The 15287-nt window shown below is 58.6% G+C and carries 20 protein-coding genes; 10 read left to right on the forward strand and 10 right to left on the reverse strand.

Annotated features, from left to right (window positions below; all coding sequences use genetic code 11):
• Positions 1-7: 7 nt before the first annotated feature.
• The 10 genes from ACYZTU_RS05435 to ACYZTU_RS05480 all read right to left on the reverse strand — a co-directional run bounded on the left by ACYZTU_RS05435 (position 8) and on the right by ACYZTU_RS05480 (position 7033).
• The gene (locus ACYZTU_RS05435; RefSeq protein ID WP_461968557.1) at positions 8-283 is read right to left on the reverse strand and encodes an HPr family phosphocarrier protein; all 276 of its coding nucleotides are present in this window, start codon (positions 281-283) and stop codon (positions 8-10) included.
• 15 nt (positions 284-298) lie between these two features.
• The gene (gene rapZ / locus ACYZTU_RS05440) at positions 299-1156 is read right to left on the reverse strand and encodes an RNase adapter RapZ (protein ID WP_461968559.1); all 858 of its coding nucleotides are present in this window, start codon (positions 1154-1156) and stop codon (positions 299-301) included.
• Positions 1157-1158: 2 nt separating this feature from the next.
• Positions 1159-1623 (reverse strand): PTS IIA-like nitrogen regulatory protein PtsN, encoded by a 465-nt coding sequence (ptsN, locus tag ACYZTU_RS05445; protein ID WP_449643230.1) that lies wholly within the window; start codon positions 1621-1623, stop codon positions 1159-1161.
• Between the two features lie 12 nt (positions 1624-1635).
• Positions 1636-1944 carry a ribosome hibernation-promoting factor, HPF/YfiA family gene (gene hpf / locus ACYZTU_RS05450; RefSeq protein WP_007941242.1) on the reverse strand — a complete coding sequence of 103 codons (309 nt, stop codon included), beginning with the start codon at positions 1942-1944 and terminating at the stop codon, positions 1636-1638.
• A 73-nt stretch (positions 1945-2017) separates the two neighbouring features.
• The gene (locus ACYZTU_RS05455; RefSeq protein ID WP_461968561.1) at positions 2018-3511 is read right to left on the reverse strand and encodes an RNA polymerase factor sigma-54; all 1494 of its coding nucleotides are present in this window, start codon (positions 3509-3511) and stop codon (positions 2018-2020) included.
• 183 nt (positions 3512-3694) lie between these two features.
• Positions 3695-4420: an LPS export ABC transporter ATP-binding protein gene (gene lptB / locus ACYZTU_RS05460; protein ID WP_282375090.1), complete on the reverse strand. Its 726-nt coding sequence runs from the start codon at positions 4418-4420 to the stop codon at positions 3695-3697.
• On the reverse strand, positions 4420-4968 hold the full coding sequence (gene lptA / locus ACYZTU_RS05465; RefSeq protein WP_461968563.1) for a lipopolysaccharide transport periplasmic protein LptA: 549 nt from the start codon (positions 4966-4968) through the stop codon (positions 4420-4422). Before lptA ends, lptB begins: the two co-directional genes overlap by 1 nt.
• Complete coding sequence (gene lptC, locus ACYZTU_RS05470) at positions 4955-5527, reverse strand: LPS export ABC transporter periplasmic protein LptC (RefSeq protein ID WP_449643232.1); 573 nt, start codon at positions 5525-5527, stop codon at positions 4955-4957. The genes lptA and lptC overlap by 14 nt, the downstream gene beginning before the upstream one ends.
• 7 nt (positions 5528-5534) lie before the next feature.
• Positions 5535-6059 (reverse strand): KdsC family phosphatase, encoded by a 525-nt coding sequence (locus ACYZTU_RS05475; RefSeq protein ID WP_282375095.1) that lies wholly within the window; start codon positions 6057-6059, stop codon positions 5535-5537.
• Positions 6059-7033 carry a KpsF/GutQ family sugar-phosphate isomerase gene (locus ACYZTU_RS05480; protein ID WP_461968565.1) on the reverse strand — a complete coding sequence of 325 codons (975 nt, stop codon included), beginning with the start codon at positions 7031-7033 and terminating at the stop codon, positions 6059-6061. Before ACYZTU_RS05480 ends, ACYZTU_RS05475 begins: the two co-directional genes overlap by 1 nt.
• 276 nt (positions 7034-7309) lie before the next feature.
• Here ACYZTU_RS05480 and ACYZTU_RS05485 point away from each other — a divergent pair, with 276 nt between their 5' ends.
• The 10 genes from ACYZTU_RS05485 to hisC all read left to right on the forward strand — a co-directional run bounded on the left by ACYZTU_RS05485 (position 7310) and on the right by hisC (position 15277).
• Entirely contained in the window at positions 7310-8119 is an 810-nt protein-coding gene (locus tag ACYZTU_RS05485; RefSeq protein WP_059403257.1) for an ATP-binding cassette domain-containing protein, read from the forward strand.
• Entirely contained in the window at positions 8119-8916 is a 798-nt protein-coding gene (gene mlaE, locus ACYZTU_RS05490) for a lipid asymmetry maintenance ABC transporter permease subunit MlaE (RefSeq protein ID WP_461968567.1), read from the forward strand. Before ACYZTU_RS05485 ends, mlaE begins: the two co-directional genes overlap by 1 nt.
• On the forward strand, positions 8916-9383 hold the full coding sequence (gene mlaD, locus ACYZTU_RS05495) for an outer membrane lipid asymmetry maintenance protein MlaD (RefSeq protein WP_131061201.1): 468 nt from the start codon (positions 8916-8918) through the stop codon (positions 9381-9383). Before mlaE ends, mlaD begins: the two co-directional genes overlap by 1 nt.
• A gap of 11 nt (positions 9384-9394) precedes the next feature.
• A complete protein-coding gene (locus tag ACYZTU_RS05500) occupies positions 9395-10051 on the forward strand; it encodes an MlaC/ttg2D family ABC transporter substrate-binding protein (RefSeq protein ID WP_461968569.1) in 657 nt (218 codons plus the stop codon).
• Positions 10048-10353 carry an STAS domain-containing protein gene (locus ACYZTU_RS05505; RefSeq protein WP_449643234.1) on the forward strand — a complete coding sequence of 102 codons (306 nt, stop codon included), beginning with the start codon at positions 10048-10050 and terminating at the stop codon, positions 10351-10353. The genes ACYZTU_RS05500 and ACYZTU_RS05505 overlap by 4 nt, the downstream gene beginning before the upstream one ends.
• A 113-nt stretch (positions 10354-10466) precedes the next feature.
• The gene (locus ACYZTU_RS05510; RefSeq protein WP_007912386.1) at positions 10467-10706 is read left to right on the forward strand and encodes a BolA family protein; all 240 of its coding nucleotides are present in this window, start codon (positions 10467-10469) and stop codon (positions 10704-10706) included.
• Between the two features lie 22 nt (positions 10707-10728).
• Positions 10729-11994 (forward strand): UDP-N-acetylglucosamine 1-carboxyvinyltransferase, encoded by a 1266-nt coding sequence (murA, locus tag ACYZTU_RS05515; protein WP_449643235.1) that lies wholly within the window; start codon positions 10729-10731, stop codon positions 11992-11994.
• Between the two features lie 128 nt (positions 11995-12122).
• The gene (gene hisG / locus ACYZTU_RS05520; protein WP_007901570.1) at positions 12123-12758 is read left to right on the forward strand and encodes an ATP phosphoribosyltransferase; all 636 of its coding nucleotides are present in this window, start codon (positions 12123-12125) and stop codon (positions 12756-12758) included.
• Between the two features lie 126 nt (positions 12759-12884).
• Positions 12885-14222: a histidinol dehydrogenase gene (gene hisD / locus ACYZTU_RS05525; protein ID WP_449643236.1), complete on the forward strand. Its 1338-nt coding sequence runs from the start codon at positions 12885-12887 to the stop codon at positions 14220-14222.
• Between the two features lie 2 nt (positions 14223-14224).
• On the forward strand, positions 14225-15277 hold the full coding sequence (gene hisC / locus ACYZTU_RS05530; protein WP_461968571.1) for a histidinol-phosphate transaminase: 1053 nt from the start codon (positions 14225-14227) through the stop codon (positions 15275-15277).
• The last annotated feature ends 10 nt before the right edge of the window (positions 15278-15287 follow it).

The following is a 15287-nucleotide window of genomic DNA, read 5'->3' on the forward strand; positions in this document are numbered from 1 at the left end:
CGAGTGGTTAACCACCTTCGCCGAAGTAGTCCTTGATCAAATCCACCAAAGCCTGCAAGGCTTCGTCAGCTTGCTCACCTTCGGTACTCAGGTGAATTATTGTTCCCTTGCCGGCAGCGAGCATCATCATCGCCATGATGCTTTTTCCGTCTACCATGGACTCGGGAGTTCGTCCGACCCGGATCGTGCAATCCTTGAACTCACCGGCAACGCCAACGAATTTTGCAGAAGCGCGGGCATGCAGGCCCAGTTTGTTGATGATTTCGATATCCAGAGCAGGCATCGCGGTGTGAATCCTTTAGCTGAGGTCGCGGTGGCGAACCTGGACGTTCTTCAGGTTTTTTTGCAAGGCCTGGCCCAGACGTTCGGTCAGGTAGACGGAGCGGTGATGTCCGCCGGTGCAGCCAATGGCAATGGTGACATAAGCACGGTTGCTGGCGGCGAAGCGTGGCAGCCACTTGAGCAAGTACGTGGAAATGTCCTGGTACATCTCTTCGACATCCGGCTGGGCCGCCAGGTAATCGGCGACCGGTTGATCGAGCCCGGAATGATCGCGCAATTCCGGTTTCCAATAGGGATTGGGCAGGCAACGCACGTCGAACACCAGATCGGCGTCCACCGGCATGCCACGCTTGAAACCAAAAGACTCCACCAGAAACGCAGTACCGGGCTCCGGCTGGTTCAGCAGGCGCAGCTTGATGGTATCGCGTAGCTGATACAGGTTCAGGTTGGTGGTGTTTACTTTGAGATCGGCGAGGTCGGCAATCGGCCCGAGCAAGGCGGTCTCATCGTTGATGGCTTCGGCCAGCGAGCGATCGGCATTGCTCAGCGGGTGACGCCGACGGGTTTCCGAGAAGCGTTTGAGCAAGGTTTCTTCATCGGCGTCCAGATAAAGCACATCACACTGGATATGCCGGCTGCGCACTTCTTCCAGCAGCTCGGGAAACCGCGATAAGTGACTTGGCAAGTTGCGCGCATCGATGGACACGGCAACCAGCGGTTGTGCCAGCTCGGTGTGAATCAACGCGCGTTCGGCCAGCTCCGGCAACAGCCCGGCAGGAAGGTTGTCGATGCAGTAGTAGCCGTTATCCTCGAGTACATCGAGGGCGGTACTTTTACCTGAGCCGGAGCGGCCACTGACGATGATCAAACGCATGATTAGTGACCGTTTTGCTCGTCCAGGACAACCTGATACAAGGCTTCATTGCTCGGAGCGCTGCGCAGTTTTTCGCGCACTTCCTTGCGATCGAGCATGCTGGCGATCTGGCGCAGTAGCTCCAGGTGCGCATCGGTGGCAGCTTGCGGGACCAGCAGAACGAACAGCAGGTCAACCGGAGCACCGTCGATGGCGTCGAAATCGATGGGGGCGTCGAGGTGCATCAAGGCGCTGATGGGCGAGTTGCAGCCCTTCAGGCGACAGTGGGGGATGGCGATGCCGTTGCCAAAACCGGTCGAACCGAGTTTTTCACGGGCAATCAGAGCCTCGAAGACATCTTGCATCTCCAGATCCGGCACTTCGCGGTGGATAAGGTTGGCAATTTGCTCGAGGGCTTTCTTTTTGCTGCCGCCCGGCACGTTCACGAGGGAACGGCCGGGGGTCAGGATGCTTTCAAGTCGGATCATGGGTTGGGAGTGTTAACGACCGGTCGCGCCCTGGAGGAGGCTTTGGGTCTTTTCCTTATGCTTTTTAAGTTGTTTATCCAGCTTGTCGGTCAGTGCGTCGATCGCCGCGTACATATCGGTATGCTCCGCGTTTGCGACCACTTCATTGCCGGGAATATGCAGCGTGGCTTCGATTTTCTGCTTGAGCTTTTCGACCGTCATCGTGACTTGCACGTTGGTGATCTTGTCGAAATGCCTCTCTAATCGTTCGAGTTTTTCGCCGATGTAGGTGCGAAGAGGTTCGGTCACTTCCAGTTGGTGTCCACTGATGTTGACTTGCATACAGCTCTCCTTCGTTGCCAGTGCATAAAGCGGCAGGCAGAAATGCCTGCCACTGGAACGCTGTGGCGTGGCTCTACATCAACCGCTTGCGTTCGCTCGAAGGCGCGATCCCGAGGGATTCGCGGTACTTGGCGACGGTGCGGCGAGCCACCTGAATGCCTTGTGCCTCCAGTAAACCAGCGATCTTGCTGTCACTCAACGGCTTTTTCTGATTTTCCGCAGCAACCAGTTTTTTGATGATCGCGCGGATCGCCGTAGACGAGCATTCACCGCCCTCTGAGGTGCTGACGTGGCTCGAGAAAAAGTATTTCAGTTCATATATGCCCCGTGGGGTATGCATGAACTTTTGCGTGGTCACCCGTGAAATCGTCGACTCATGCATGCCCACCGCTTCGGCGATGTCATGCAGGACCAGCGGTTTCATGGCTTCGTCGCCGTATTCAAGAAAGCCGCGCTGATGCTCGACGATCTGAGTGGCTACTTTCATCAGGGTTTCGTTGCGGCTTTGCAGGCTCTTGATGAACCAGCGGGCCTCTTGCAACTGATTGCGCATGAAGGTGTTGTCGGCGCTGGTGTCGGCGCGACGCACGAAACCGGCGTATTGAGCATTGACCCGCAGGCGCGGCACGGATTCCTGGTTCAGCTCCACCAGCCAGCGCTCGTTGTCCTTGCGTACGATCACGTCGGGAACGACGTATTCGGCTTCGCTGGACTCGATTTGCGAGCCTGGGCGCGGGTTGAGGCTCTGGACCAGTTCAATCACTTGGCGCAGCTCATCTTCCTTGAGCTTCATGCGACGCATCAGCTGGCTGTAGTCGCGGCTGCCGAGCAGGTCGATGTAATCGGTGACCAGGCGTTTGGCCTCGACCAGCCAAGGGGTCTTGGCGGACAACTGACGTAATTGCAGCAGCAGGCATTCGCCCAGGTTACGGGCGCCGATGCCAGCGGGTTCGAATTGCTGGATGCGGTGCAGGACGGCTTCGATTTCGTCCAGTTCGATGTTCATTTCTGGATCGAAGGCTTCGAGAATCTCCTCGAGGGTTTCGTCCAGGTAGCCCTGATTGTTGATGCAGTCGATCAGGGTCACGGCAATCAGGCGATCAGTGTCGGACATCGGTGCCAGGTTCAGTTGCCACAGCAAGTGGCTTTGCAGGCTTTCGCCGGCCGATGTACGGGTGGTGAAATCCCACTCGTCGTCGTCGTTGCTCGGCAGGCTGCTGGCGCTGGTCTGGTAGACGTCTTCCCACGCGGTGTCGACGGGCAGTTCGTTGGGAATGCGCTCGTTCCAGTCACCTTCCTCGAGGTTGTCCACCGTCGGGGCGGTTTCCTGGTAGGAGGGTTCCGAAACATCGGCGTTGGGAGGCTGTTCGGCTTTGTCGGCCAAGGGGTCGGCGTTATCGAAGTCGTCGCCTTCTTCCTGGCGTTCGAGCATCGGATTGGACTCCAGGGCCTCCTGGATTTCCTGTTGCAGGTCCAGGGTCGACAATTGGAGCAGGCGGATGGCCTGTTGCAGCTGCGGTGTCATCGTCAGCTGCTGGCCCATTCTCAAGACTAGCGATGGTTTCATGGCAGGGGCTTAACACCTTATTCGCCGGCGCACATGCGCCATCCACTACAGGGCGCCGAAGCGCCAAACATAAGCAAATTATATGCCTGAAACTGCAACGTTTGCCTAGAGCGCTGTAACAATAAAAAACTATTCATTTTTATCGAGACAAGCGCTCGGTCGACTAGCCAGGCACCTCAGTGCTTACAGGCGGAACTCATGGCCCAGATACACTTCCTTGACCAGGTCGTTGGCCAGGATGGTGGCAGAGTCACCTTCGGCAATCAGCTGTCCATCGTTGACGATGTAAGCGGTTTCGCAGATATCCAGGGTTTCACGGACGTTGTGGTCAGTGATCAATACGCCAATGCCCTTGGCCTTGAGGTGATAGATGATCTGCTTGATGTCGCCCACCGAAATCGGGTCCACGCCGGCGAACGGTTCGTCGAGGAGGATGAATTTCGGGTTGGTGGCCAGTGCCCTGGCGATTTCCACGCGGCGGCGTTCACCGCCGGACAGACTCATACCGAGGTTGTCGCGGATGTGGCTGATGTGGAATTCCTGCAGCAGGCTTTCCAGCTCTTTGCGACGACCGGTCTTGTCGAGCTCCTTGCGGGTCTCGAGGATTGCCATGATGTTGTCGGCTACCGAGAGTTTGCGGAAGATCGATGCTTCTTGCGGAAGATAGCCGATACCGGCCTTCGCACGACCGTGCATAGGCTGGTGGCTAACATCCAGATCGTCAATCAGTACGCGGCCCTGATCGGCCTGTACCAAGCCAACAATCATGTAGAAACAGGTGGTCTTGCCGGCGCCGTTGGGACCCAGCAGGCCGACGATCTGACCGCTGTCGATCGACAGGCTGACGTCGCGCACGACCTGACGGCTCTTGTAGCTCTTGGCCAGATGCTGAGCTTTCAGAGTTGCCATTACGGGGCCTTTTGCTCTTCGGTTTTCTTTTTCGGCTGGATCACCATGTCGATCCGCGGACGCGACTCGGTGACCTTGCTGCCCGTAGCGCGACCGGCGCTGGCAAGCTTTTTGTTGGTGTCATAGACGATTTTCTCGCCCTGGGTCACGTTGCCGTCCTTGTCGATGACTTTGGCGCGGTCGATCAGCACGACACGGTCTTGCGAGGCGTGGTACTGGATAGTGACGCCATAGCCTTGAACCGGCTTTGTATCGCCTGCCGTTTGCAGTTGCTCGAAGTAGGCGAGGTTGCCCACCGAAGTCACTACGTCGATATCGCCGGCTGGGGTGCGGGTCATGGTCACAGTATTGCCGGTGACCTTCATCGAGCCCTGGGTGATGATCACGTCACCTTTATAGGTGGCAATGCCGTTCTTGTCGTCCAGTTGGGCATCGTCCGCCTGGATGCGGATAGGCTGCTGTTGATCGTCCGGCAGAGCCCAGGCGCTCACGCTTCCCAGTGCTGCGCCCAAACCGAGCAAAATAGGGAGGGTTTTAACGAGCCTCATACTGTCCTCTTACGTTCGATAGCAGGTGTATCCTGCTTTCTTTCAAATACGCCTTCATTCCCTTGCCAGTCGAGACACCACCAGCGCCGTCGATTCTAACGGGTTGATCGGTCTGCGCATATTGCTGCTGCGGGAACACTGTCATGCGGGTGGTGGTAATCAGCGTCTTGCGGTTTTTCTCGTCGAAACGCGTGATGCGCACCGAGTCGATCAGTTCGACCTGAGTGCCGTCGGGGTTCACTTCGCCGTGCTCGCTCTGGACGTGCCAGGGAAACTCGGTGCCGCGGAACAGGTTCAGGTCCGGATTGGTCAACAGCGTTACTTCGGTCGCCTTCAGGTGTTCGACCTTGTCGGACGTCATTTCGTATTGCAGTTTGCCGTCCGGCAGGTACTGCACGCTGTGGGCGTTGACCGCGTAATAGTCGATCGCGGTTTCATCGACCTTTGCCACGGGCTGGTCGAGGAAGCGTTCCGGGCTGATGTTCCAGTAGCCGACCGCCGCGAATATCGCTGCGATGCAACCAAACACCAGGAATTTGCGAATCTTTTTGCTCAGCATAGTTGGCTCACAGGTACGCGGCGTTGGCCGCATCGAGGCGGCCCTGGGCGCGCAGGATCAATTCGCAAAATTCGCGAGCGGCACCCTCGCCACCACGAGCCTGGGTGATGCCGTGGGCGTGTTCACGAACGAAACTGGCAGCGTTGGCCACCGCCATGCCCAGGCCGACGCGGCGAATCACCGGCAGGTCCGGCAGGTCGTCGCCGAGATAGGCGACTTGCTCATAGCTTAGGTTGAGTTGGGCAAGAAGCTCGTCGAGCACCACCAGTTTGTCTTCGCGCCCCTGGTACAGGTGTGGAATGCCGAGGTTCTTCGCTCGTCGCTCGACCACCGGGGTCTTGCGGCCGCTGATGATAGCGGTCTGCACGCCGGCTGCCATCAACATCTTGATGCCTTGGCCGTCGAGGGTGTTGAAGGTCTTGAATTCGCTGCCGTCTTCAAGGAAGTACAGGCGTCCGTCGGTCAGTACGCCATCGACGTCGAAAATCGCCAGCTTGATGTTCTTGCCGCGTTGCAACAGGTCGGTGCTCATCACATTACTCCTGCGCGCAGCAGATCGGACAGGTTGAAGGCGCCAATCGGACGGTCCTCCTTGTCCACCACCACCAGCGCGTTGATTCGATGGTCTTCCATGATTTTCAGAGCCTCGGCCGCGAGCATCTCGGGACGGGCAGTCTTGCCGTGAATAGTCATGACCTCGTCGATGGTCGCGTGGTGGATATCGATGGTGCGGTCCAGAGTGCGGCGCAGGTCGCCGTCGGTGAAGATCCCGGCGAGTTTGCCATCGGCTTCGAGGATCGCCGTCATGCCCAGGCCCTTGCGGGTCATTTCCATCAGCGCGTCCTTGAGCAGGGTGCCGCGCTGAACCTGCGGCAGCTCTCGCCCGGCGTGCATGACGTTTTCCACTTTCAGCAGCAGGCGTCGGCCAAGCGCGCCACCGGGGTGGGAAAAGGCGAAATCTTCAGCGGTAAAGCCGCGGGCTTCCAGCAGCGCAACGGCCAGGGCGTCGCCCATGACCAGCGCGGCCGTGGTCGACGAGGTCGGTGCCAGGTTAAGCGGGCAGGCTTCGTGCTCGACGCGCACGTTGAGGTTGACCTCGGCAGCCTTCGCCAGTGGTGATTCAGGGTTGCCGGTCATGCTGATCAATTGAATGCCCAGGCGCTTGATCAGTGGCAGCAGGGTAACGATTTCATGGGTGGAGCCGGAGTTCGACAGCGCCAAGATGATGTCGTCGCGGGTGATCATGCCCATGTCGCCGTGGCTGGCTTCGGCCGGGTGCACGAAAAAGGCCGTGGTGCCGGTGCTGGCCAGGGTGGCGGCGATCTTGTTACCGATGTGCCCGGACTTGCCCATGCCGACCACGACCACGCGGCCTTTGCTGGCCAGAATCATCTCGCAAGCGCGTACGAAATCTGCGTCGATACGGGGTAGCAAGCCTTGTACGGCTTCCAGTTCGAGGCGGATGGTGCGTTGAGCAGATTGAATCAGATCGCTGGATTGGCTCATGTCAGAAATCGTATAGCCTGATGAAAAGGCGGCGATTATAACGGTAATGCTCGAAACCCTCACGCAAGTTCGTCGCGCTTTGTCATTCCCTGTTACCGAATACCCCTGAATAGAAGCTTTTACCTTGTCATGTTGCTGAACATGGCCCGGCGTGGGCCTTGGGCGCTTGGCATTTGCAGTGATATAGTTCGCCGCCAGTTCGGCCTGCCCGGGAGGTATGTGCTTTCGTCAGAAAGTCAGGCGTCCGAGTGAGAGGCTGCATCGCAAGGAGTTTAGATGAGTGCCGATAAAGCCTACGCGGTCGAGCTGAAGGGACTGACCTTCAAGCGCGGTGCGCGCAGCATTTTCAATAACGTCGATATACGTATCCCGCGCGGCAAGGTCACCGGCATCATGGGGCCTTCCGGCTGTGGCAAGACTACGCTGTTGCGGCTGATGGGCGCACAGTTGCGGCCGACCAAAGGCGAAGTATGGGTCAACGGGCAGAACCTGCCGAAGCTGTCGCGCAGTGATCTGTTCGATGCGCGCAAGCACATGGGCGTGCTTTTTCAGAGCGGTGCACTGTTCACCGATCTCGATGTGTTCGAGAACGTTGCCTTTCCGCTACGCGTTCATACCGAACTGCCGGAAGAAATGATCCGGGACATTGTCCTGCTCAAATTGCAGGCCGTGGGCTTGCGTGGCGCCATCGACCTGATGCCTGACGAGTTGTCCGGCGGCATGAAGCGTCGTGTCGCTCTGGCCCGGGCGATTGCCCTCGACCCGCAAATCCTCATGTATGACGAGCCCTTTGTCGGCCAGGACCCCATCGCCATGGGCGTGCTGGTGCGCCTGATCCGCCTGCTCAACGATGCACTGGGCATCACCAGTATCGTGGTCTCCCACGACCTGGCCGAGACCGCGAGCATCGCCGATTACATCTATGTCGTCGGCGAAGGCCAGGTGTTGGGGCAGGGCACTCCCGAGGAACTGATGAACTCGCAGGAGCCACGCATCCGTCAATTCATGACAGGTGAGCCGGACGGTCCGGTCGCCTATCACTTTCCAGCGACGGATTACCGCGCAGATCTTCTGGGGAAGCGTTGATGCGCAAGATTTCACTAGTAGAGCGGGTTCGCCGGTTCGGCCACTCTGGCATTGACGTGCTGGGGGTGTTCGGCCGTTCGGCGATATTCCTGTTTCATGCCTTGCTCGGCCGTGGTGGCATTGGTGGCGGTTTTGGCCTGCTGATCAAGCAACTGCATTCAGTGGGCGTGATGTCCCTGGTGATCATCGTGGTCTCCGGGGTGTTCATCGGCATGGTGCTGGCGCTGCAAGGCTTCAATATTCTATCCAGCTACGGTTCGGAGCAGGCGGTCGGCCAGATGGTTGCGCTGACGTTGTTGCGCGAACTGGGGCCCGTGGTCACGGCATTGTTGTTCGCCGGGCGCGCCGGTTCGGCATTGACTGCCGAAATCGGCAACATGAAGTCCACCGAGCAGTTGTCCAGTCTGGAAATGATTGGTGTCGATCCGCTCAAGTACATCATTGCCCCGCGCCTGTGGGCCGGCTTCATTTCCCTTCCTGTGCTGGCGATAATCTTCAGCGTGGTGGGCATCTGGGGTGGTTCATGGGTGGCCGTCGACTGGCTGGGCGTCTATGAAGGTTCCTACTGGTCGAACATGCAGAACAGCGTGACCTTTGCTGACGATGTGCTCAACGGCATCATCAAAAGCATTGTTTTCGCCTTTGTCGTGACCTGGATCGCCGTATTCCAAGGCTATGACTGCGAGCCCACTTCCGAGGGGATCAGTCGTGCCACTACCAAGACCGTGGTGTATGCCTCTTTGGCTGTACTCGGCCTGGACTTTATTCTGACCGCCTTGATGTTTGGAGATTTCTGATGCAAAACCGCACCCTGGAAATCGGTGTCGGCCTTTTCTTGCTGGCTGGCATCCTGGCTTTGCTGTTGCTGGCGTTGCGGGTGAGTGGCCTGTCCCCGAGCGCAACCACCGATACTTATAAAACTTATGCGTATTTCGACAATATCGCCGGTTTGACTGTCAGAGCTAAAGTGACCATGGCCGGTGTGACCATCGGCAAGGTCACGGCGATCGATCTGGACCGCGACAGTTTCACCGGTCGAGTGACCATGCAGCTGGAAAAGCGCGTAGATAACCTGCCGACTGACTCCACTGCATCTATTCTGACCGCTGGTCTGTTGGGCGAGAAGTACATCGGTATCAGCGTGGGCGGGGAAGAAACCTTGCTCAAGGATGGTTCAACCATCCACGACACGCAGTCGTCGCTGGTGCTTGAGGACCTGATCGGTAAATTTCTGCTCAATACCGTAAGCAAAGACGCCAAATGAGGAGCTTTTGAATGATCTCTACCTTGCGACGTGGCCTGTTGATATTACTCGCAGCCCTGCCGTTGGTGGCTAACGCCGTGGCGGCGCCTTCGGCGCACGATCTGGTACAGGACACCACGACCCGGTTGCTGGCGGATCTTGCCGCCAACAAAGAAAAGTACAAACAAGATCCGCAAGATTTTTATACCGCGCTGAACACCATCGTCGGGCCTGTGGTGGATGCCGAAGGCATTTCCAAAAGCATCATGACGGTCAAGTATTCACGCAAGGCCACGCCTGCGCAGATGAAGACCTTTGAAGAAAATTTCAAAAAGGGTCTGTTCCAGTTTTATGGCAACGCTTTGCTCGAGTACAACAATCAGGGGATCGTCGTCGACCCTGCCAAGGATGAGTCGGGAGACCGCACAAGCGTTGCCATGACGGTCAAAGGTGCCAACGGTGCGATCTTTCCTGTGTCTTACACACTCGAAAAGATCAGTGGCGAGTGGAAACTGCGTAACGTAATCATCAACGGCATTAACATCGGCAAGTTGTTCCGTGATCAGTTCGCTGATGCGATGCAGCGCAATGGTAACGACCTGGACAAGACCATCAATGGTTGGGCCGGGGAAGTCGCCAAAGCCAAGGAAACCAGCCAGAAGCAAACCACTGAGACGCAAGCTCAATGAGTGTGTCGGCCATTCGCATGAGCGAATCCGGCGAGCTGACGCTTAGCGGCATGCTGGATTACCGCACCGGCCCGGGCTTGCGCAAGCAGGGGCAGGCGCTGATCAAGTCCAGTAAGGCCGCTGCACTGGTGGTCGATTGCTCGGCGGTGTTGAAGTCCAGCAGTGTCGGCTTGTCGCTGCTGCTGTGCTTCATGCGTGATGCAGAGGAGGCCGGCAAGGCGCTGAGCATCCGTGGAATGCCAGAAGATATGCGCGAAATCGCTCAGGTCAGCGAATTGACCGAGCTGTTGGCGCATCCCTAACCGCATCTATAAGGAAGCCCCCTGTCAGAGTCCTGCTTCGCGGGGTTCGCAGGCGCGGGGCTTTTTTGTATGATGTCCGACCCGCGCGCACAGGGCGCCGATTGAGGTTGAGCATGCAGGCCGTAGAAGTGAAGAGCTTCCTTGAAGGAAAGCTGCCCGGAACGTTGGTAGAAGTTGAAGGCGAAGGCTGCAACTTTCAGCTGAACGTGATTAGCGATGAACTGGCGGCGTTGAGCCCGGTGAAGCGTCAGCAGCAGATCTATGCCCATTTGAACCCATGGATCACCGATGGCAGCATCCATGCGGTCACTATGAAATTTTTCAGCAGCGCGGCCTGGGCCGAGCGCACCTGAGCCCAAGGGCGTCGAGATTCTTATGGATAAATTGATTATTACCGGTGGCGTTCGTCTTGATGGCGAAATCCGCATCTCCGGGGCAAAGAACTCTGCCCTGCCGATCCTGGCTGCAACCCTGCTGTGCGATGGCCCGGTTACCGTTGCCAACCTGCCGCACCTGCACGACATCACCACCATGATCGAGCTGTTCGGTCGCATGGGTATTGAGCCGGTGATCGACGAGAAACTCAGCGTCGAAATCGACCCGCGTACCATCAAGACCCTGATCGCCCCGTACGAACTGGTTAAAACCATGCGTGCGTCGATTCTGGTGCTGGGCCCGATGGTTGCCCGTTTCGGTGAGGCCGAAGTCGCACTGCCTGGCGGTTGCGCCATCGGTTCGCGTCCGGTTGACCTGCACATCCGTGGCCTCGAAGCCATGGGCGCGGTCATCGACGTCGAGGGCGGCTACATCAAGGCCAAGGCGCCTGAAGGCGGCCTGCGCGGTGCGCACTTCTTCTTCGACACCGTCAGCGTGACCGGTACCGAGAACATTATGATGGCGGCCGCTCTGGCCAAAGGTCGCAGCGTCCTGGCCAACGCCGCGCGCGAACCTGAAGTCGTCGACCTGGCGAACTTCCTGATCGCCATGGGCGCCAAGATCACTGGCGCCGGCACCGACACCATCACCATCGATGGCGTCGAGCGTCTGCACCCGACCACTTACAAAGTGATGCCTGACCGTATCGAAACCGGCACCTACCTGGTCGCTGCTGCCGTGACCGGCGGTCGAGTGAAGGTCAAGGACACCGATCCGACCATCCTCGAAGCCGTTCTTGAGAAACTCAAGGAATCGGGCGCGGAAATCACCTGCGGCGAAGACTGGATCGAGCTGAACATGCACGGCAAGCGGCCAAAAGCCGTCAACGTGCGGACCGCTCCTTACCCGGCGTTCCCGACTGACATGCAAGCGCAGTTCATCTCCCTCAACGCCATTGCCGAAGGCACCGGTGCCGTGATCGAGACGATCTTCGAAAACCGCTTCATGCACGTTTACGAACTGCACCGCATGGGCGCCAAGATCCAGGTCGAAGGCAACACTGCCATCGTCACCGGTACCGAGAAGCTGAAAGGCGCGCCAGTGATGGCCACCGACCTGCGTGCTTCGGCCAGCCTGGTGATCTCGGCGTTGATCGCTGAAGGCGACACCCTGATCGACCGCATCTACCACATCGACCGTGGTTACGAGTGCATTGAAGAGAAACTGCAGATGCTCGGCGCCAAGATCCGCCGCGTGCCGGGCTAGTTTCTGCTTTATGGGCGCAAGGACGTGCCCGTTGATTTCGTTTCAAGTCGAGCCGGTTACCGGCTCGATGTGTGTCCGGCGCCATTTGCGACCGGGCATGAGTACCTTGATAAGGACTGACGTTTCCCATGTTGACCATCGCACTGTCCAAGGGCCGTATCCTTGACGACACCCTGCCGCTTCTGGCTGAAGCGGGCATCGTGCCGACCGAGAATCCGGACAAGAGCCGCAAGCTGATCATCCCCACGACCCAGGCCGATGTGCGGCTGCTGATCGTGCGCGCCACCGATGTGCCGACTTACGTCGAGCATGGTGCCGCTGACCTGGGCGTCGCCGGTAAAGATGTGCTGATGGAATATGGCGGCCAAGGTTTGTACGAGCCTTTAGACCTGCGAATTGCCCTCTGCAAGCTGATGACCGCCGGCCGTGTCGGCGATGTCGAGCCCAAGGGCCGTTTGCGGGTGGCGACCAAGTTCGTCAACGTTGCCAAGCGTTACTACGCCGAACAGGGCCGCCAGGTCGACATCATCAAGCTTTACGGCTCGATGGAGCTGGCGCCGCTGATCGGTCTTGCGGACAAGATCATCGACGTGGTCGACACCGGCAACACCCTGCGCGCCAATGGCCTGGAACCCCAGGATTTCATTGCCGACATCAGCTCCCGGCTGATCGTCAACAAAGCTTCGATGAAAATGCAGCACGCCCGTATCCAGGCGTTGATCGACACCCTGCGCAAGGCAGTGGAGTCTCGACACCGCGGCTGACTCACCCGCGCGGCCATAAGCCGCGCCCGTCTATCCGCCTCATAGCCAGAATTCTCAGGTGCCCAAGCGGAAACGACTGCTAAGTTAGGGCGCCTGAGTTTTTGCCAATTCTATGAGGCTCTCGCTATGACCGCACCCACTGCAATTCGCCGACTCAACGCTGCTGACCCGGATTTCGCGCATCATCTGGATCATCTGCTGAGCTGGGAAAGTGTGTCTGACGACTCGGTCAATCAGCGAGTGCTGGACATCATCAAGGCTGTGCGCGAGCGTGGCGATGCGGCGCTGGTGGAGTTCACCCAGAAGTTCGACGGCCTGCAAGTCGCGTCCATGGCGGACCTGATCCTGCCTCGCGAACGTCTGGAACTGGCCCTGACCCGAATCACCGTGCCTCAGCGTGAAGCGCTGGAAAAAGCCGCGACTCGAGTACGCAGCTACCACGAGAAACAGAAACAGGATTCCTGGAGCTATACCGAGGCCGACGGCACCGTGCTGGGCCAGAAGGTCACGCCGCTGGATCGCGCCGGCCTGTATGTACCGGGTGGCAAGGCGTCTTATCCTTCCTCGGTTCTGATGAACGCAATTCCGGCCAAGGTGGCCGGCGTGACCGAAGTGGTCATGGTGGTGCCGACTCCTCGTGGTGAAATCAACGAACTGGTACTGGCCGCAGCCTGCATCGCTGGCGTCGACCGCGTGTTTACCATCGGCGGCGCTCAAGCGGTCGCTGCGTTGGCTTACGGCACCGAAAGCGTGCCGAAGGTCGACAAGGTGGTCGGTCCGGGCAACATCTATGTCGCCACGGCCAAGCGCCACGTGTTTGGCCAGGTCGGCATCGACATGATCGCCGGCCCCTCCGAAATCCTCGTGGTGTGCGACGGCAAGACCGATCCTGACTGGATTGCCATGGACCTGTTCTCCCAGGCCGAGCACGACGAAGATGCCCAGGCGATTCTGGTCAGCCCGGACGCCGAGTTCCTCGACATGGTTGCCGCCAGCATTGCCAAACTGCTGCCGACCATGGAGCGTGCCGAGATTATCGAAACCTCGATCAACGGTCGTGGCGCGCTGATCAAGGTTCGTGACATGGACCAGGCCATCGAAGTGGCCAACCGCATTGCGCCGGAACACCTTGAGTTGTCCGTTGCTGATCCGCAGGCCTGGCTGCCGAAGATCCGCCACGCCGGCGCGATCTTCATGGGCCGCCACACCTCCGAAGCCTTGGGCGACTACTGCGCCGGTCCAAACCACGTGTTGCCGACTTCCGGCACCGCGCGATTCTCTTCGCCGCTGGGTGTGTACGACTTCCAGAAACGTTCGTCGATCATTTTCTGCTCCGAGCAGGGTGCGTCCGAACTGGGCAAAACTGCTTCTGTGCTGGCCCGTGGCGAGTCGCTGACCGCGCACGCCCGCAGCGCCGAATACCGCATCGTTGACGAAGATTTTCCGCAAGGGCAGGGGAACTGAACATGAGTAAATTCTGGAGCCCGTTCGTCAAGAATCTGGTGCCTTACGTGCCGGGCGAGCAGCCGAAGCTGGCGAAACTGGTGAAGCTCAATACCAACGAAAACCCGTACGGCCCCTCGCCAAAAGCCTTGGCGGCGATGCAGACTGAACTGAATGACAACCTGCGTCTGTACCCGGACCCGAACAGCGACCTGCTCAAGCAAGCGGTCGCCCAGTACTACGGCGTGCAGACCCAGCAGGTATTTCTCGGCAACGGTTCCGATGAAGTCCTGGCGCACATTTTTCACGGTTTGCTGCAACACGACCAGCCGCTGCTGTTCCCGGACATCAGCTACAGCTTCTATCCGGTTTACTGCGGCTTGTATGGCATCACCTTCGACGCGGTGCCGCTGGACGAGCAGTTCCAGATCAACCCGGCGGACTACGCCAAGCCGAACGGCGGGATCATCTTCCCGAATCCGAATGCACCGACGGGCTGCTTGTTGGCGCTGGATGCCGTGGAGCAAATCCTCAAGGCCAGCCCGAATTCGGTGGTCGTGGTCGATGAGGCTTACATCGACTTCGGTGGTGAGACGGCGATCAGCCTGGTGGACCGATATCCGAACCTGCTGGTGACCCAGACCCTGTCCAAGTCCCGTTCACTGGCGGGCCTGCGGGTGGGTCTGGCGGTGGGGCATCCGGACCTGATCGAGGCGCTGGAGCGGATCAAGAACAGCTTCAACTCGTATCCGCTGGATCGTCTGGCGAATGTCGGTGCAGCCGCAGCGTTTGAAGACCGTGAGTACTTCGACAAGACCTGCCGGTTGGTCATCGAGAATCGTGAACAGGTCGTTGCGCAATTGGAAGCGAAGGGCTTTGAAGTGCTGCCGTCGGCGGCGAATTTCATTTTCACCCGTCATCCGAAACACGATGCGGCGGGACTGGCGGCGAAGTTGCGCGAGCAAGGCGTGATCGTTCGGCATTTCAAGCAGGAGCGGATTGCCCAGTTTCTGCGGATTTCGATTGGCACGCCTGAGCAGAATCAGGCACTGATCGACGGTCTCGGCGACCTCTAAGCCATCCCCC

The organism is Pseudomonas sp. HLT2-19-2 (assembly GCF_054898005.1).

Excerpts from the sequence above, each read along its gene's own strand:
- ACYZTU_RS05435 (WP_461968557.1), bottom strand. The coding sequence starts at position 283 with ATGCCTGCTCTGGATATCGAAATCATCAACAAACTGGGCCTGCATGCC.
- rapZ (WP_461968559.1), bottom strand. The coding sequence starts at position 1,156 with ATGCGTTTGATCATCGTCAGTGGCCGCTCCGGCTCAGGTAAAAGTACC.
- ptsN (WP_449643230.1), bottom strand. The coding sequence starts at position 1,623 with ATGATCCGACTTGAAAGCATCCTGACCCCCGGCCGTTCCCTCGTGAAC.
- hpf (WP_007941242.1), bottom strand. The coding sequence starts at position 1,944 with ATGCAAGTCAACATCAGTGGACACCAACTGGAAGTGACCGAACCTCTT.
- ACYZTU_RS05455 (WP_461968561.1), bottom strand. The coding sequence starts at position 3,511 with ATGAAACCATCGCTAGTCTTGAGAATGGGCCAGCAGCTGACGATGACA.
- lptB (WP_282375090.1), bottom strand. The coding sequence starts at position 4,420 with ATGGCAACTCTGAAAGCTCAGCATCTGGCCAAGAGCTACAAGAGCCGT.
- lptA (WP_461968563.1), bottom strand. The coding sequence starts at position 4,968 with ATGAGGCTCGTTAAAACCCTCCCTATTTTGCTCGGTTTGGGCGCAGCA.
- lptC (WP_449643232.1), bottom strand. The coding sequence starts at position 5,527 with ATGCTGAGCAAAAAGATTCGCAAATTCCTGGTGTTTGGTTGCATCGCA.
- ACYZTU_RS05475 (WP_282375095.1), bottom strand. The coding sequence starts at position 6,059 with ATGAGCACCGACCTGTTGCAACGCGGCAAGAACATCAAGCTGGCGATT.
- ACYZTU_RS05480 (WP_461968565.1), bottom strand. The coding sequence starts at position 7,033 with ATGAGCCAATCCAGCGATCTGATTCAATCTGCTCAACGCACCATCCGC.
- ACYZTU_RS05485 (WP_059403257.1), top strand. The coding sequence starts at position 7,310 with ATGAGTGCCGATAAAGCCTACGCGGTCGAGCTGAAGGGACTGACCTTC.
- mlaE (WP_461968567.1), top strand. The coding sequence starts at position 8,119 with ATGCGCAAGATTTCACTAGTAGAGCGGGTTCGCCGGTTCGGCCACTCT.
- mlaD (WP_131061201.1), top strand. The coding sequence starts at position 8,916 with ATGCAAAACCGCACCCTGGAAATCGGTGTCGGCCTTTTCTTGCTGGCT.
- ACYZTU_RS05500 (WP_461968569.1), top strand. The coding sequence starts at position 9,395 with ATGATCTCTACCTTGCGACGTGGCCTGTTGATATTACTCGCAGCCCTG.
- ACYZTU_RS05505 (WP_449643234.1), top strand. The coding sequence starts at position 10,048 with ATGAGTGTGTCGGCCATTCGCATGAGCGAATCCGGCGAGCTGACGCTT.
- ACYZTU_RS05510 (WP_007912386.1), top strand. The coding sequence starts at position 10,467 with ATGCAGGCCGTAGAAGTGAAGAGCTTCCTTGAAGGAAAGCTGCCCGGA.
- murA (WP_449643235.1), top strand. The coding sequence starts at position 10,729 with ATGGATAAATTGATTATTACCGGTGGCGTTCGTCTTGATGGCGAAATC.
- hisG (WP_007901570.1), top strand. The coding sequence starts at position 12,123 with ATGTTGACCATCGCACTGTCCAAGGGCCGTATCCTTGACGACACCCTG.
- hisD (WP_449643236.1), top strand. The coding sequence starts at position 12,885 with ATGACCGCACCCACTGCAATTCGCCGACTCAACGCTGCTGACCCGGAT.
- hisC (WP_461968571.1), top strand. The coding sequence starts at position 14,225 with ATGAGTAAATTCTGGAGCCCGTTCGTCAAGAATCTGGTGCCTTACGTG.